A 16243-nucleotide genomic window follows, 5' to 3' on the forward strand; every position below is an offset into this window, starting at 1 on the left:
ATAACAACACATGCGACGTTCACTGCTAGCGTTTCCCCTTGCCAAAACTATAAATATCCGCAGGTGAAGTCATGAATATCAAGCAGAAGCTGACTTGGGCGTTCGCAGCTATCGCGTGCGTCCCGGTCATCTTGGTCGCCGTTTTGGTAGTGCTGAATTTGCGAGAGGGGGCTCAGGCCAATTTTCTCGACAGCAGCGGTCGTGAGATCCGCCAGATCGACAATGGCATGAAGCAGTTTTTCGACGGCATAAGCCAAAACGTCGACTATATAGCCAAGGACCCGCGCGTTGTCGCGGCGAAAGACCTCAAGAGCTACGCGGGTGCCGAAGCCGCGCAAATTCCACTTACTCAGGCCAACAAAGAGCTGCTGGCGATATTTGAGCAATTCGCCAAAAGTCATCCGAGTACTGCTTACCTGTCCCTGGGTCTGAGCGACGGCGGATACGCCAGTTGGCCGGACGACACCAAGCTGAACAACTACGATCCGCGCGTCCGTCCCTGGTATAAAGCGGCCATCGCCACGCCAGGCGCCACTGTGCGCACGGGTGCCTACTATTGGGCGCCGGACGATGTGACGCTGATCGGCACCGTGCGTACTGTCGCCGACGCCGCCGGGAATATCCGGGGAGTGGTTGGCCTTGACGTGTCGCTTAAACAGCTGACTGAACTGGTGCGCAACATCAAGCTGGGCGATAGCGGCTACCTGATGCTGGTGGAAGACAACGGTAACGTGCTGGTAGACGCCAGCGACGCGAAGCATAACTTCAAACCTCTGGCCGACCTGGGTCCCAACTACGCCGAACTAGCCAAGGGAGGCGACGGCGTGACCCAAATCCAGATTGATGGCGTAGCCTACATGGCCAACGTGGTCAGTTCCAAAGACCTGGGCTGGCGCTTTATCGGCCTGATCAAGCGTGATGAAGTGATGGCCGACGTCAGCCGGCTGACCTGGTTGATCGCCGCCATTGCAGCGGCATTGGCGTTGGTGTTCGCGATAGTAGGCGCCAGCTTTGCCAGCGTCATCGTGCGTCCGATTCGCGGCGTGGCCGACGGCCTGCAAGAAATCGCCGAAGGAGAAGGCGACCTGACGCGCCAACTCCAGGTGCAGGGCAAGGACGAAACCGCCAGCCTGGCGGGCTGGTTCAACCAGTTCCTGAGCATGATTGCACAATTAGTGCAACGCATAGGCAGCGCCTCATCTGACCTGCAGACCGCGGCCGCCGAGACTAGCGAAGTGGCCAACAATATGAACCAGGCTGCAGGTCGCCAGCGTGAGGCCGTGGAGTTGGTGAGCACCGCGTTCAACGAAATGGTCGCTACTGCCAACGAAGTTGCACGTTCGTGCAGTGCTGCCGCGTCGAGTGCCGACGAAGGCTACCGCGACGTACATGACGGCCAGCAGCACATCGGCGAAGCCACCGGCAGCGTGCTCAAGCTCAGCGAAGACCTGCAAAAGTCGACCCAGACCATGCAGTTGCTGGAGCAGGACAGCCAGAACATCAACACCATTCTCGATACCATCCGCTCGATTGCCGAGCAAACCAACTTGCTAGCGCTCAATGCGGCGATTGAAGCCGCGCGCGCCGGTGATCAAGGCCGAGGTTTCGCCGTAGTCGCCGACGAAGTCCGCGCCCTGGCTCGCAGGACAGCCGACTCCACCGGCGAGATCGACAGCTTGCTAGGAAATCTCGCCCGCCGCACCCAGGAGGTCACGCAGCAGATGCAAGGCAGCCTGCAAGTGTCCCACGCCAGTGTGGAACGCATTCAGCAGGCGCGTGACAGCTTCGACAAGATCCGAGGCTCGGTGGACTCGATTCGCGACCAGAATACCCAGATCGCCACAGCCGCCGAGGAGCAGCACCAAGTGGCCGAAGAGATCAATCGCCACATCGCGCAGATCCATGCCGATGCCCAACTGGTCGAAGGCTTTGCTCAGTCGTCACAGGCTGGCTCGGGTCGATTGATAGACATTTCCGGTCAGCTCAAAGGCCTGGTGGGTCGTTTCAAATATTAGTATCCCGAGCCGGAAGCCGGACCGCATCTACGGCAGTTGCCGACTGCGCTACGTTCACCCTGCAGCATGCGGAGTGCTGTTTAGGTCAGTGGCAACATCTGGCTCACCTTGAGACGTCACGCGCAACCTGGAATCCTGCCCAGTACCAGCCGGTGCATCTGTCAGCAGGGTTGTCATGCGCATGGCTAATTTGAACGAAAAGCGCCGAAGCTCAGGGACGGCGGTGGCTTCCCAATACTGCGCCTTGAGCATGGGCCCCACATAGCTAAGCCGAGGTATCGGTTGATGCTGCTGATCCAACACGCGCAATTGCTCGTCCACAAGTATCCCGAAGCCACACGGGGCGGCGCTAAGAAGCCCTTGCTCCAGCAAGTTGTTGACCAAGTGAGTATCGACTCGCCGGATGTCAAGGTTGGGTCCGGTGCAATTGATGATACTGCTGACCTTGAGCGATGCAGTTGCCTGATCGCTGCGCCGTTTAAAGTCCACAATCAAGCTGTTGCCCAGCAGCGCCACATTGATCAACCTGCCGGCATGAATGGCCAGTTGTCCTCTTTCCAGAATGCCTGGCCAGAAAAGGCTCAGAAAGCCTTTCGTGCAACACCCTGACGTCTGGATGCTGCATCACGGCCCGCTCGAAAGCGGTAGAGCGGCTGCGGGAAACCGCCCACAAAATCACATTGGGCAGGGAATCGGATGACGTCAGCATAAACAGCTCCTTGTTAAGGCCTGTGCATGTGAAGCGTTCAGCGCGTGGCGGCGGGATTTTTCAACAGGATGAAGCCTGAAATCAGGATAAGGGCCAGACCGGCCGCGGTCCGGCCATTGAGCACTTCGTTGAACAGTAACGCCCCCCAGGCAATTGCGAAGATCAGGTAGGTGTAATCGAATGCGCCGATGATCGAGGTTTCGCCGATCTGATAGGCCCGGGCGATGCCGGTACTGACCAGTACCATCAGAATCGCCAGCACGACCATCACGCCCCAGTCGCTGATCGCCATTGGCGACCAGCCGCCGACCAGAAACCGCAGGCCCTCGTTGGCCGGCAGGTGAGGGCCGGTCTGTGCGACGACGATGCTGCCGACCAACCCCATCGACAACAGGACGATGTTCAGCGCCAGTGCCAGGTGCATCGGCATCTCATTGGCGCACTTGCCCTTGGTCACGACCGCTGCGAGGGCGTAGAAAATCGCTGCGAGCACGGGCAGCAATGTCCATAGGTTGAAGTCAGCCTGACTGGGCGCGAGGGTGACCAGCACCCCGGCGAAACCCACCAGAATGGCCACCCATTTGCGCGGTGTGACATGCTCGTCCAAGGTAACTGCCGAGAACAAAGCGATAAACAAAGGTGTCGTATAGATCGCCAATGCGGCTATGGTCAGGCTGATGAAGGGCAGTGCGCTGTAAAAGGCGATCCACATCAGGGCGAGCAGCAGGCTCCTTGCCCCAATCCACAAGGGGGAAAGCGGCCGCTGTTGCGTTGTGCCGCGGCGGTAAATCAGCAAAGCGACGAGCATGCCAATGGCCAGGATCGAGCGAATCACGTAGAGCTGCCACATCGATGTCTCGGCGCTGGTGGCCTTGATAAGAGCGTCTGACACTGACAACAGGAACACCGAACCTACGACGATGAGGATGCTTTGTCGGTTTTCAGCGGCGGTAACGGTTGTGGTTGCAGACATGATGGGTCCTGATGTGATCGACCTGGAGGATTCTGGGTGAGCTCGTTTTGCATTTAAAGTGACTTATGGTTACGCAGGAGGAATGAAAATTATGGATAACTTCAAACGCTCACTGCCCCCACTTTCCAGTCTGGTTCCCTTTGAAGCCGCGGCGCGTCTGGAAAGTTTTTCCAAAGCCTCGGATGAGCTGCATCTCACCCAGGCTGCAATCAGTAAACAGATACGATCCCTGGAAGAATTCCTTGGCGTCGCGTTATTTACGCGTAGAAATCGCGCCGTATTTCTGACCGAAGCGGGCGCCGAGTTTCGCGACGCGGTGCGCACGGCTTTCCTTGGCATCGCTTCACGCGCGGAAGATTTAAAGTCGGGACGGGACAACAATGAAATCGTTCTGGAGGTGCAATTGTGCGAAGCGTTTTACTGGTTGATGCCCAATATCACGCATTTGCACAGGAAGTACCCTGACCTGAACGTTCGCCTCAATGCATCCATCCAACCGATCACTGAAACCGCGGAAAAATTCGATATAGCTATCCAGACCTCTGGTCGTCCTTCTGGTGATCACACCCGGTTGTTGACCTTGAGTGATGACGTGTTCCCGGTGTGCAGCCCCGGCTACCTGGCCTCGTTGGGCGATCACCCACTAACCTTGCGAAGCTTGGTGGGCCTGCCTTTGCTGCATCACGTCGCCACGCCTCAGTACTGGAGCACCTGGAGCGACTGGCTGGGGGAATTTCACATCAGGCCCGGAGAGCTCAAGGGCAAGTTCCATGACAGCTATCCGGTCATGATGCAGGCGTGTGTCGAAGGCCTGGGTTTTGCCCTTGGGTGGCGTCGGACCAGTGAAAAGATGCTCGCCAGTGGTGACCTGATACGGCCTTTTTCCGAATCCGTACACCTCCCTGAAGCCTTGAGCGTGTACCAATGGCGTAATGAAACCCTGAGCCCGTCGGTTCGCCACCTGCTGGAATGGTTGAATTCATCTTTCAGAGATTGATTTCTTCCGGTCAGTGGGCAGCAATCCCAGCGCGGTCAGGGTCTTTTTCTGAATGTCGTGCACGGCGTGCTCGCTGTTGGCCCCGAGCGCCGGGTCAACGATAAAGCGACCTTGCTGGTAGCCGTCACTGTTCAGGCCGCGCTGCACACTGGCGCACAAGGGGATATCTTCTTCGCGGATCACGGCGACGAAGTCGATGACCTCCTGTTCTTCCGGGGAGGGAGTTGCTGCCGTGCAAAACCATTCAACCACCTGCAGGGTCTTTTCCACGCTGACCGGAAGGTGATGCAACACATTCATATATCCTCCTGGATAGACCTCCAGGCAAAAGTGCAACCACTACGTAAGCAGGCTTATTGGGAAGCCTATGTATAGCAAGCCCTTCCAATTTAGGATGCGCTTGCTGCAATTGGTGTAACGGCCTTCGGCCCGTTGGGTAAAGCCCAGACGAGCCTACGCTGCTGGAATGGTGCTTAGGCGTTCGAAGATTGGCTAAAAAAGCAAAATCGTCAGGCCATTGCTGATCAACTGATCAACTGATCAACTGATCAACTGATCAACTGATCGGCCAGGTATTGGCCCATGCTCCGTTGAGCTCAAAAGAAGAGGCATGACCTGATGAGGTCGTGCGTAGTGTCATTGAGTCATTGGCATCCGCGAAGATTGAGCGTGGCGTCAGCATCGAAAGGATAATATGCGGGGTGTATTCAGTCAGCAGATCGGGGAGGGCGGTGAACAAAGAGCGTGCCCTGGCCCGTCAACCTCGTGAGTGGGCAGATGCGTCCTCGGAGTTTGTACGCACCAGCGCAATGCTTCAGCGTATTGCCCAATCTTGGGTTGCCGACGCCGAGCTTGCAGACGCGGCGGCACAGCAGCATATGTTGCGCTTTTGAAAGCGGGGGGAGTTGTCATGGCCGAGTCATTTTCTCACGGGAGCTGGGGCGCAACTACATCGCTCTGAATCGTGTCCTTAGCGGTAGCCGGTTGAGGCCTTGTCATTGAACACGCTAATCTGACCTTTGCGGTTGTCAATTTGCCGCTAGACCTAATACCTGTTCCTCTGACACCTCAAATTTTTAAAATATAAACATCAAGCCTCTAAGGTCCTATCGATTACAGCCTGTGCATACTTGAGATGGAGAGCAAGCCCAATTACAATTGCAGATAAACCCGCGATCATAAAAACCGTTTCAATCGAAGTTATACGTCCAACAAAACCTCCGATGACAGGCCCACCAATTAACAGAGTCAGCGTCAGGCTCCGTGCGCTAGATGAGATAAACCCGAGATGAGACGGGGAGCAACTTTTTTGTAAAGTAACCGCGAACGCCATGGATGTGAGGCTGTAGGCGATGCCTGACAAAAAGAATACCGCTATAAATAATATAAGTGCGAAAGGTAACTGCAAGATCGCGACCACACCTGAAAACATGATGCAAACGCCATAAATCATCAGTGAAATAGTAGAACATAGTAAAGCCTTTGAAGGGTAAAGATATTTGAAAGCGAAGCCGGCACTGACCCCGCCAAGTGCAGTGGCACTAACCACTATACCAAATGCAGATGGACCTAGCGATAATGTCTTAAGCAGTGTTCCTAACATTGAGTCGTAAAAACCAAGCACCCCAGACTGGGCTAGTGAGCACAATAAAAAAAGTTGGGTCGAAGGCCCCGATGCATAAAGCTTCCGTATAGCAGCTAGACTGCCAAGAGTTCTTTCTGTGGCTGTATGAGTTTTAAGCGTTTTACCATGTAGGCGCCAGAGAGCAATGCTGAAGATTAGTCCTGCCAGCGAAAATAAAGCAGAAAACAAGAAACCACTAGACTTATCCGATAGCGATGCGACGACGCCCGCCACCAAGGGAGAGCAAACTTTAATAAATTGATCAACCACAGTAATGAAAGCAGTGTTTTTTGGAATGTCGCTATCGTCAAGTAATTTACGAGTGAGAACAATTTCTGAAGCTGCGGATCCTAAATTAGACAACCCTTTAAAGAACACTAACAACAGAAAAATATCTTCTGTTGAGGCTACAAATAACAGGCAGGACGCTGCACACCTTAATGTAAAGCTTATAGGTATAAATCGAAACAAATTTACCTTATCTATCATTCTGCCGAATACTGGCCCCAATATTAAAGGTGGTATTCCGTACATGGCGGCTGCTAACCCAATTTTCTCGGTGCTAGAGTGAAAACCAAAGGTAAGCACTGAAAAAATAAGAATGAAATCGATCCATAGCGCGATTGAAGTGCTAAACCGCACGCCGCATAGGCACCAGTAGCCTTTGACTTTAGGTAGATTCACAGTCTTGGAACTCCTCAGATCTCGCTGTATACATTACATCGTTTACGACAAAGCGGTTGATTGATTTATTCGCGCAGAACTCTTCAAGATCAGAGAGTCTGTTGATAAAACCTTTACCCTTCTCATTAAGGGATGTGTTGCAGAGCACCCCAACCCCCGTTTGCTTTTTGAACTCGCACAATAGTTGATAGAGAGTTACATTATCCTGATGTGATACAGTTTGAACCCGCGCGGTGCCATCAATGTGAGTCACCGCGTGCAGGTCGGGATTGATTACGCGAAAAAACTCCAGCATGAATTTACTTTCAATACATCCTTCAAAGTGCAGAGAGGCATCTTCTTGGAGGCAAACCGGTGCAACTGGACGAAATTTTTCCCGCTGTTTAATTCTATTGATTTTTTCTGCTGTTTCCTTATCGAAAGGTGCAGCGAGCATTGAGCGATTTCCCAAAGCACGAGGGCCTATCTCACATCGTCCTTGCACCCAGCAAATAACCTCACCGTTTAAAAGCAGACGACATATTTCTCTAAAGTCTAACTTTGACATGCTGAATTTTGTGATTTCAGTGTCAAAGACAAAGTTCTGCCCTGAATAAACTGACCAATCAACTGCTACCTTTCCTGTAATTTTTTTTTGGGCTATCGCGCTGGCACCTATACCGACACCTGTATCATTAGTGCACGGTGGTATAAAGATATCACTAAACAATCCAGAGTTTCGCCAATTAGTGTTCCACTCGCAATTCAACCCACATCCGCCGGATATAACCAAAGGGTGTATCGTTGTTACATGGTGTGTAACTTTATCCAAGAAAATTTCAAATAAGCGGTCGCTGAGCATTTTCGCAAAGTCACAAAACTCTGTAGACTCTACGCCTATATTGTACAAAGGGCTGGACAATAGATCTTTTTTATCAAGTGTCGTGATAGCAGACTCACAACTTAGAATATAATCTAGAGCGTACTGTTGTGCAGTTGTAGGTTTTTTTTTGCGCCCATATCCAGTGAGCGCCATCATTTTCCCGGCGTCACCTAGGCGCGCATACCCCGGTCGTAAATTGAAAGACGGATCGGCAAGCCCGTATGCAAAAGCATATCTCAACCCCGGGCTTTCTAGTATTTTTGCCAGCAATGTTATGTTTAGATTAGAATCGATGAAATAAAAATTCCCTATGTACCCTTCCCACAGCAACACGTAACAACTATCCGTATCTGCCCACTTTGACATTGCGTATGAGGACACAATGTGTGACACCTCATGAGAGCACTCTACCCATGTAAAGTTTTTTCCTGGAGTGCTGAGTGTTTTCTCTGCTACATTTAACCCTAGATAGCCACCATCTATTGGATAGCCTGTTGGATGTGGGCCTTCTGCCCAGCCGCTGACTGCAATGCAGTCCGAATTCATAAATCCTTGCAGTGAATGTGTCACAGCGGCAGTTAGTGAAGTCGAAGAATATCTGGCGCCATTATCTTTTTCGTTCTCATAACTATAAATGAGCTTGCCATCTTTTATTGAGCATATATGCCCATCATGACCAATATTGAATCCTAATATTTCCACTAACTACTCCTCTTTGGTCTCAGCCAAAATATATACATATTCCCAAACATTGAAGGGATTTCCTCTTCTGTTTTGGACCACCAATCAAAATTTACTTCTAGATTCTCGGGCGTGGAATCAAACTTTATAAAGTGCTCATCCCCCGCGAATGTGCTGGTTTGAAAACCGGCAAATTCGCAATCAAGTTCTGCACAAATCTCTTTAATTTCAGATATGCAATATCCGCGCTCTCTGGGGTGAAATAACAGGTCGTTACATGAGTACCTGTCAAAAAAATCATGTGAACTCGTAATACTTTCCAAGCCAAAAATCTCGGAGTTGTCGATGGCTACAGTACGAACAGACTCAATGCTTTCGCTATTAAATTTTATCTGTTTCTCCATGCATATCTGTTCTAGTCGTCGAATTGGTCTTCTGGCGAGCGAGCTATAAAGGCCGACCTTAAGGACCCCTTGGGGGGTGAGATGACTTAGGAGCGAGCGTAATGCTAAAAACTCATCTTTCATATGATGGAGAACACCGACACACTCAATTAGTCGAAAATTCAAGCCTATGTTTTCAATTTTTGAAAGATCACCCAAAATAAAGCTAAGATTTGTGATCCGAAACTCCACTTTCTTGATATTTGCAAATTCGATACTTGCAAGGCTTATGTCTAACCCAACAACCCTACATTTGGGATATGTTAGCGCAGCTCTAATTGCCTGCTGACCTGTACCACACCCAGCGATCAATATATAATCAGTGGTTTCTCCTGCTATTCCCCCCTGATTATTGATCACAAGTGATTTAAGGTCCTCATCGAGATCGGCGACAGAGTATGTTGGCTTTTCAGACCACTGGGGATATGGATTTTCGGTATAAAAGCTTGCACACACATGATCAGGGTTTGCTGATTCCAATTTAAAAATAATACCAGAGTTATCCCAATAGCTCGGCCAGGGACATGTCTTGCCCCATTTGCGATTTTGGATTTTAGATATAGGCGCTTCATACATTGCAATTATCGAGCAAGTTATTTTCACAAAGCTGTCGTCGATTACTTTTGTTTCTAGAGCGCTTCTCAATTCGCTCAATAAACTTTCCTCTATCTCTTCGACCCCCCATATTGCACCACTACGACTTTGTTGCTGGGCTATTAAGTTGATCAGTCGGTTATCGGCAGCCGAAAATATTTGTTCCGAAAAAGCTGTTAGATACGCTTTGCGCATTTTCCGCAGAGCCATCTCTACCTGGATATTTCTTACAGCAAACCCAGAAAGGAAAAAATCTATACTTTTCTCCTCTACCAATTGGTTTGATATGTTTGAAATTTTAAATGGGTTTGCAATATTGAAAATTTTTTTTATTTTTCGGCCTAGGTTATCAAAATAAATGTCGGCAATAATTTGCCTGTCCAGATTATCTACCAACAAAAGGGGACCTAAAAGGTCAGTAATTTCTTCGTCGTAATCATTTAGTTTGACCTTTCTTAAACTTTCTAAACAGGCGAAAGCAATTTCGTGGAATGGAAATTTTTCTGATTTAGACGCTTTACTATAGGCCCAGATCGCCAGGTTGGATTTTCCTGAGGCTTCTGCACAATCTGCAAGACTCTTGTAAAGAAACATTGCCGTTTCATCGTCGAAACAGTGCTCGTCAATTGCTGCGCGGTATAATGAGATTGCCTTTGTTATACTCCCATTTTTTTCATGCAGCTTCGCAAAATTATGTAAGGCTTTTATATTTTGTGGGTCATGGGCCAAGGAAGCTTTGTAACATGAGAGCGCCTCATCGAAGTTTGCATCCTGCAAAAATATATCTGCTTTTTTTCTTAATGCCTCAGAGCTTTCACTAGAAGAATATGCCATACCCATCTATGCCCCCATCAGGCACGCAAACTTGCAAGTGCTAGTTCGATTCCCGGATTAACCGGATCTGGTGCTCCATGCCCAGCAGCCAGGACGAAGATGGTATGTTCCTTATGAGAATCTATTCTCAGTTGCTGGTTCAAAAGATCATCAATAAAAAAACCTGTGAGCCAAGTGTTTAAACCATGCGCTGTCGTAACGAGATTAAAAGTCTGGGATAGATGCCCTACATCCATAAGTGCTGAACGATAAGCTCTCGAATGTGGGTATTTCCACCACAGCTTGTCGAAGCGAGATGTCAAAATTACAAGTAAACCAGCATCTAGAGCGAAGTCTTGGTAGCACAGCGCTTTGTCGAGTGGTATCGTCAGGTCGGTACTGAGTAAAGTAAGCTTATGCTGGTGCGATCTATAGTGGTAAACTCCGGCTGCCAACCCCTCGACGTTTTGCACAATGATATAAGCCTCTGTGGCCTGAAGGCTACCGGCGCTTGGCGAAGACCTCCGGTAGCCAACTGTAACTAATCCCCTTTGCTCCATTTCGTCTTTCCTTAAGTCTCCATGTATCTTTCCAAACGTCATATACAAAATATTTGCGACGGCTTGTAGGGAGATTGGATCTTTGACGAACTTTCGACTCGTAGAACGAGCCCGCAAAGTTTTCTCTAGGGTTTCTGAGCGAAATGCCTGACCATCGTAGGGCGGCAACTCTATTAGTTCACCTTCTCGCTCAATCTCAATTTCAGGAATATTTGGAAATATGCTTTCGCAATAATTCAAATACCCTATTTCCCGCTTGGTCGTATCATTTATTACACCGTCATCCATCGTTATATGTTTACTGCCCAAATGAAAAATTCTTGAGATCTGATCCCATCCCCAATTTCCATTGCTTTGTAAATTGCGCTCGTAGTTGCGGGCATCTTCATTAATTAGAATTAATCCAGCTTCGTATAATCCAACGTCCTCACTTTTTGAAAAATCCAACAAGTCCGGCCTACTCACCAGTTCGAAAATCCTTGCCCAGTAAGATCTCTCATAAATTTCGTATTGTTCTCCAGAGATTAAATTCCAAAGTCCAATTTTTTCTGATGAAACCGTGATAATAATATCTTGATTGACGACTGCTTCTATCATTTCGATTCCCTTCAGAAATAATTTAGGTATTGGTAATAAGCGTAATTAAATAGCAGGCGGGAAAGATCCCGCCTGCCAACTTTAGGTGACAAATCTATCAATATTTCAGGGTTAATCCAGGAGTTTGGTCAACTGTTTTTTTGGAGCAAGGAGATGTTGGTATGCATCGTTGGAAAGCGCAGTTAGCCGAGTTTGCAGATTTGCTTTACGCATAAAATCGTCCCTCTTAGCGTGATTAATTCGAAGCCTGCTGACTTCGAAGATAATGTTTAATTTTTTTTTGTAACAGGTCAATACCGTTTTTTGTCAGTTGCGCTCTCATGTGGTGCTTAAAACTGTTTATTACATAGCACCAAACTGGGGCTTGTGATTCAATTTTCGTATAATCAAGTAGTTGCGAGGTATTGCATGATTCATTTTCGAGCATGAAATTTTAAGAAATTTTCAATACAAGCCAGAAACGCGGGTTCGAATGATGACATACCGCCGATGCCCTATAGCTCCGCTTGGCTCGGCGATAGGAAGCGTTCAGAGCATGGGACAGTAGTCGAAGGAGTGCAGATCCGACTTGAGGATGTTCCGGGGAAGATGAAGGGGCGCCGGCAGACGGTGGAGCATCCCTTTGGCACGCTCAAATTCTGGATGGGAAGTACTCACTTTCAGACCAAAACCCTGCCGAGGGTATGGAAGCACGAGCCGTTGGACCCTGAGAATTCAAAGACAGGCTACGAAACTGAGCATATGAAGGGATCTGCTAGCGTCAAATGACTCATCGTCGGCAGGGAGTATCTTATGGACGCGCAGGGACAGGTTCGTACGTGGCTGCTAGAGCAATCGGACTGGCTTCAGGAGGCTGCTGACAGGCTACTGAAGCATGGAAATCTCACGCAGAATGACATTTCACAGATTGCATCCCTGCTAAAAACACCAGCAGGCCAAGCGATCTCCAAACACCGGACTTTTGATGAGCTGACACATGCCCCTGCTGGCTCAGTACTCCGCTTGCAAAGCATTGCGCCATCACAATGGCTCGAACCCTCCTGGAGTCAGTATGTAAAAACATACTTGACGAAGCTGGGACAAGCGACCATGAGGCGACTCCCGACCTGAACTAGTTCTACAAGGAAGCAGCTGCGCTTCTAAATCTCACGAAAGCGCAGCATGAAGAGGTTGTGTTGCCCATCCTGATGGATGAAGGTGAAGATGGATTCATAGCGAAAAATGCTAATGCATTCGAAATCACGGGGTATGGGCGAGACGCGTTACCGGAATACGTGGGCGTCTGGGCGTGGGGTGATTTGGAGATTCAAGAGTGCTGCCCGTTTTGTGGATGCTTTTGCGGTATGCATTACCAAGACGCTTCCGGCATGTACCACTGCATCAATTGCGATGTGCTCACAGACTTTTCGGATATCTCGCGGGAAGATTGTGATTGATCCTCGCGCTTCGAACTTTCTCGATCAGGGCCGTGAAATTTGAAGGCGCTGCCGCGGATCGGTGGCCCATTGAAGAAACGCGAGATTGGGTATTCGTGGCGGGGGGGGGGGGGGGAGGTGATCAACGTCTAAGCCGTCCGGCAATTTACCTACCCGACCCCGGCCATAAGAGCGAGAGGGTAATTCACCATACGCTTACACCGGTTCCTCATCGTGTTGGTCTTCGTCACGTTTGGTCATGCCGCTATGTTCGGGGGGAGGATCGTATCGTGTCTCTGCACCGGGCCGGCAGTATTTCATAGGGGCCAGAAGATAGTAATCGACACGCTGATGTAATCGGATAGCGCTCGACGGCGGTTTGCGACCAGTAGCGTATGACTTTTCCGAGAAGGGGCTGCCGGACCTTAGGCTGGGGGCATCCTTTTTCAAGCGATCCAATGCATGCCCTCAGATGTGCCCCCAATGTAGCAATCCACTGGAAGTGAATGGATCTCCATGGCCTATGAAAAGCCAGAAATGATCAGCTAAACAGCCTGCCCGACAACGCCTAAAGACTCTCAGGGTCGCCGAAAAACATCTGAATCCGCGACCGTAACCACCGCTCACCCGGGTCGTTATCCTGCGACCCACGCCAGGCCATATGCAGCTCAAACGTACGCGTCGGCAACGGCGGATCTTCCGCACGAACGCCGCCAGCCGCCGTCAACGCATCCGCCGTGTAATCCGGCACGGTCGCCACGATGTCAGTGCCCGCCAACAACGTACTCAACCCATTGAACTGCGGCACGGCCAGCACCACATGCCGCTTGCGCCCCAGCTTCTCCAGCTCTTCATCAATGAACCCACTGAGATCGCCAGCAAACGACACCAGCGCATGTGGACGCGCGCAGTAGTCATCCAGGCTCAACGGCCCCGGCACGGTATCGGCACGCAGCAGTTTTGGTGCGCTGCGACGCAGGACCTTGCGTTTGGCGTTGGCCGGCAGGTCGGTGGTGTAGCTGACCCCGATGGATATTTCACCGGAGGCCAATAGCCCCGGCATCAGGATGTAATTGACGCGACGGATCACCAGCACGATCCCCGGGGATTCGGCACGCAGGCGTTTGAGCAGCATCGGCAGCAGGGCAAACTCGACGTCATCTGATAAACCGATACGGAATACCGAGGTGCTGGTCGCCGGGTCGAATTCGGCCGCACGGCTGACGGCGGTCGAAATCGAATCGAGGGCCGGCGAGAGCAGGGCGAAGATTTCCACCGCGCGGGCGGACGGTTCCATGCTGCGCCCGGTGCGTACGAATAGCGGGTCATCGAACAGGCTGCGCAGGCGCGAAAGCGCCGCACTGATCGCCGGTTGACCGAGGAACAGTTTTTCTGCCGCCCGGGTCACACTGCGTTCGTGCATCAATGTTTCGAATACGATCAACAGGTTCAGGTCGACACGACGCAGGTCATTACGATTCATCTGGAGTCCTGGCAGAGTCATCAAGCTTGACGAGAGCAGCCATATGAGAACAATGGCCGGCATGAATCTTACGGGGAAAGGCTGGTACTCTGCACCGGAAAATTCAGCTTAACTGAGACGGTGGCAGCAGTTTTTTCCATGGATTTTGCCAATGCCGTCCCTGCTGCGGAATCAATGACAGGCATGTCGACTATTAATAGCCACTGATAGTCTTGGGTCAAAAGCCCAGATAGAGTTCATGGCATTAGAGGTTACTTTGACGAGGTTTGCGATGTCCCGCACGATCCGTTTTCACAAGTTTGGTCCGGCCGAGGTGCTCAAATGCGAAGAGCATGCGGCCGCTCAGCCAGGTCCTGGCGAAGTGCAGGTGCGCGTCGAGGCGATCGGCATCAGCTGGTATGACACCCTGTGGCGTCAGAATCTGGCATCGTCCCAGGCACGTCTGCCATCGGGCCTCGGCCATGAGATGGCTGGTGTGGTCACGGCGGTCGGTGCCGATGTCGAGGACCTGTCCGTTGGTGACAAGGTTGCCAGTTTCCCGGCTGAAAGCCCGAACGACTACCCGGTTTACGGCGAGTCGATCGTATTGCCGCGTACCGCGCTGACCCGTTATCCAGATGTGCTCAGCCCGATCGAAGCCAGCGTGCACTACACGCCGCTGCTGATCGCCTACTTTGCCTATGCCGATCTGGCGCGGGTCAAGCCGGGGCAGTTTGCACTGGTCACTGACGCCAGCCATTGCGCCGGTCCTTCCTTTGTCCAGCTGGGCAAGGCGATGGGTGTGCGGGTGATTGCCGCGACCAAAGAAGCCGAAGAACGCGAGTACCTGCTGTCCCTTGGTGCAGAAAAGGTCATCGTCACCGAAGAAGAAGATCTGCTGATGCGAATCAACAAGATCACCGACAACCGTGGTGTCGACGTGGTGTTCGACGGTCTCGGCGGGCCGCAGATGTCGCTGCTTGGCGACGTGCTGGCACCGCGTGGCAGCCTGGTGCTGTACGGCTTGCAGGGCGGCAACCAGACGCCGTTCCCGGCCTGCGCAGCGTTTCAGAAGAACATCCAGTTCTTCGTGCATTGCATCGGCAACTTCACCGGCAAGCCGGAACTGGGCATCACTCAGGATCACGTCGCTTTGCAGCGTGCCTTGCGTGACATCAACCAGTTGACCGCTGATCGCGTGTTGCTGCCACTGAAGACGCGTGTATTTCCGTTCAACGAGTTCGTCGAAGCGCATCGCTACATGGACGAATGCCCATGCCGCGAACGGGTCGCCCTGCAAGTCGAACCGGCGTAAGCCTTGTCATCAGAGTCCGTGGCCCCACGGACTCTTCTGCGTTTAGCCTCCCTCCTGAAAAAACAGAGCTTGCTGGTACTGCACCGGGAACCGTTCAGCAACTGAACTGGTTTTTGCTCTCGATCTGTATCTTCTAATCACAATGTAAGCCCTGATAATTGAATGATTACTTTCATCTCAAGGAATGAGTCATGGCTGTGCATTCAATTTGTCCTGCGCGATATCAAACGAATAAATCGATTGATCAAGCCAACTTCTGTTTAATTGTTGTAGGGCTATTCGGAAACCGCTTCTCTTTTTCTTGTACTCACTTGCCGTGGGACCCTGTGGGAAGTTTCCTAGGACTGCGTCCCGAAAAAAATACCTCAATAATTACAGTGGCTTGAGGCTGGCTCTCGGTAGCGCGAGGGGTTTTGTCAGCTCAAGTGTTTCAAATAACTACAAACTTGTAAGTGTTAGCATTCGAACGTCTATTACTTATTGATGAATTGCTGCTGGC

At 50.9% G+C, this 16243-nt stretch carries 10 protein-coding genes and 3 pseudogenes; 6 read left to right on the forward strand and 7 right to left on the reverse strand.

Annotation, left to right across the window (positions count from 1 at the left end):
- Window positions 1-71 precede the first annotated feature (71 nt).
- The 3 genes and pseudogenes from ACRRSD_RS28315 to ACRRSD_RS28325 form a co-directional block, all read left to right on the forward strand.
- A pseudogene (locus tag ACRRSD_RS28315) lies at window positions 72-1151 on the forward strand (HAMP domain-containing protein); the annotation flags it as partial.
- A gap of 327 nt (window positions 1152-1478) precedes the next feature.
- Window positions 1479-2015: pseudogene (locus ACRRSD_RS28320) on the forward strand (methyl-accepting chemotaxis protein); the annotation flags it as partial.
- A 285-nt stretch (window positions 2016-2300) separates the two neighbouring features.
- Complete coding sequence (locus tag ACRRSD_RS28325; protein ID WP_435036506.1) at window positions 2301-2624, forward strand: hypothetical protein; 324 nt, start codon at window positions 2301-2303, stop codon at window positions 2622-2624.
- Window positions 2625-2761: 137 nt separating this feature from the next.
- Here the strand turns inward: ACRRSD_RS28325 and ACRRSD_RS28330 are convergent, their stop codons facing one another.
- Window positions 2762-3697, reverse strand: a complete 936-nt coding sequence (locus tag ACRRSD_RS28330; RefSeq protein ID WP_435036507.1) for a DMT family transporter — start codon at window positions 3695-3697, stop codon at window positions 2762-2764.
- 91 nt (window positions 3698-3788) lie between these two features.
- Between ACRRSD_RS28330 and ACRRSD_RS28335 the strand changes: the two genes are divergently transcribed.
- A complete protein-coding gene (locus tag ACRRSD_RS28335; protein WP_435036508.1) occupies window positions 3789-4694 on the forward strand; it encodes a LysR substrate-binding domain-containing protein in 906 nt (301 codons plus the stop codon).
- Here ACRRSD_RS28335 and ACRRSD_RS28340 read toward each other — a convergent pair.
- The 5 genes from ACRRSD_RS28340 to ACRRSD_RS28360 all read right to left on the reverse strand — a co-directional run bounded on the left by ACRRSD_RS28340 (window position 4677) and on the right by ACRRSD_RS28360 (window position 11552).
- Window positions 4677-5030: an SRPBCC family protein gene (locus ACRRSD_RS28340; protein WP_435036509.1), complete on the reverse strand. Its 354-nt coding sequence runs from the start codon at window positions 5028-5030 to the stop codon at window positions 4677-4679. The two genes, ACRRSD_RS28335 and ACRRSD_RS28340, sit on opposite strands and share 18 nt — an antisense overlap.
- A gap of 754 nt (window positions 5031-5784) precedes the next feature.
- Window positions 5785-7002 (reverse strand): MFS transporter, encoded by a 1218-nt coding sequence (locus ACRRSD_RS28345; protein WP_435036510.1) that lies wholly within the window; start codon window positions 7000-7002, stop codon window positions 5785-5787.
- Window positions 6989-8566 (reverse strand): carbamoyltransferase C-terminal domain-containing protein, encoded by a 1578-nt coding sequence (locus ACRRSD_RS28350; protein ID WP_435036511.1) that lies wholly within the window; start codon window positions 8564-8566, stop codon window positions 6989-6991. The genes ACRRSD_RS28345 and ACRRSD_RS28350 overlap by 14 nt, the downstream gene beginning before the upstream one ends.
- Window positions 8566-10422, reverse strand: coding sequence for a methyltransferase domain-containing protein (locus tag ACRRSD_RS28355; protein ID WP_435036512.1), 1857 nt, complete (start codon window positions 10420-10422; stop codon window positions 8566-8568). Before ACRRSD_RS28355 ends, ACRRSD_RS28350 begins: the two co-directional genes overlap by 1 nt.
- 11 nt (window positions 10423-10433) lie before the next feature.
- A complete protein-coding gene (locus ACRRSD_RS28360) occupies window positions 10434-11552 on the reverse strand; it encodes a SagB family peptide dehydrogenase (RefSeq protein ID WP_435036513.1) in 1119 nt (372 codons plus the stop codon).
- Window positions 11553-12074: 522 nt separating this feature from the next.
- On the opposite strand from ACRRSD_RS28360, the pseudogene ACRRSD_RS28365 reads away from it, so the two are divergent.
- A pseudogene (locus ACRRSD_RS28365) lies at window positions 12075-12236 on the forward strand (IS5/IS1182 family transposase); the annotation flags it as partial.
- A 1299-nt stretch (window positions 12237-13535) separates the two neighbouring features.
- Here the strand turns inward: ACRRSD_RS28365 and ACRRSD_RS28370 are convergent.
- A complete protein-coding gene (locus ACRRSD_RS28370) occupies window positions 13536-14450 on the reverse strand; it encodes a LysR family transcriptional regulator (protein WP_077573006.1) in 915 nt (304 codons plus the stop codon).
- A 271-nt stretch (window positions 14451-14721) separates the two neighbouring features.
- Between ACRRSD_RS28370 and ACRRSD_RS28375 the strand changes: the two genes are divergently transcribed.
- Window positions 14722-15744: a zinc-dependent alcohol dehydrogenase family protein gene (locus ACRRSD_RS28375; protein WP_007914918.1), complete on the forward strand. Its 1023-nt coding sequence runs from the start codon at window positions 14722-14724 to the stop codon at window positions 15742-15744.
- The last annotated feature ends 499 nt before the right edge of the window (window positions 15745-16243 follow it).

This window comes from Pseudomonas neuropathica, assembly GCF_051174785.1.
Taxonomy (GTDB): Bacteria; Pseudomonadota; Gammaproteobacteria; order Pseudomonadales; family Pseudomonadaceae; genus Aquipseudomonas; species Aquipseudomonas neuropathica_A.

Bases quoted from the DNA above. Each gene is read 5' to 3' on its own strand.
- ACRRSD_RS28360 (WP_435036513.1), bottom strand. From the start codon at position 11,552: ATGATAGAAGCAGTCGTCAATCAAGATATTATTATCACGGTTTCATCA.
- ACRRSD_RS28370 (WP_077573006.1), bottom strand. From the start codon at position 14,450: ATGAATCGTAATGACCTGCGTCGTGTCGACCTGAACCTGTTGATCGTA.
- ACRRSD_RS28335 (WP_435036508.1), top strand. From the start codon at position 3,789: ATGGATAACTTCAAACGCTCACTGCCCCCACTTTCCAGTCTGGTTCCC.
- ACRRSD_RS28330 (WP_435036507.1), bottom strand. From the start codon at position 3,697: ATGTCTGCAACCACAACCGTTACCGCCGCTGAAAACCGACAAAGCATC.
- ACRRSD_RS28325 (WP_435036506.1), top strand. From the start codon at position 2,301: ATGCTGCTGATCCAACACGCGCAATTGCTCGTCCACAAGTATCCCGAA.
- ACRRSD_RS28375 (WP_007914918.1), top strand. From the start codon at position 14,722: ATGTCCCGCACGATCCGTTTTCACAAGTTTGGTCCGGCCGAGGTGCTC.
- ACRRSD_RS28355 (WP_435036512.1), bottom strand. From the start codon at position 10,422: ATGGGTATGGCATATTCTTCTAGTGAAAGCTCTGAGGCATTAAGAAAA.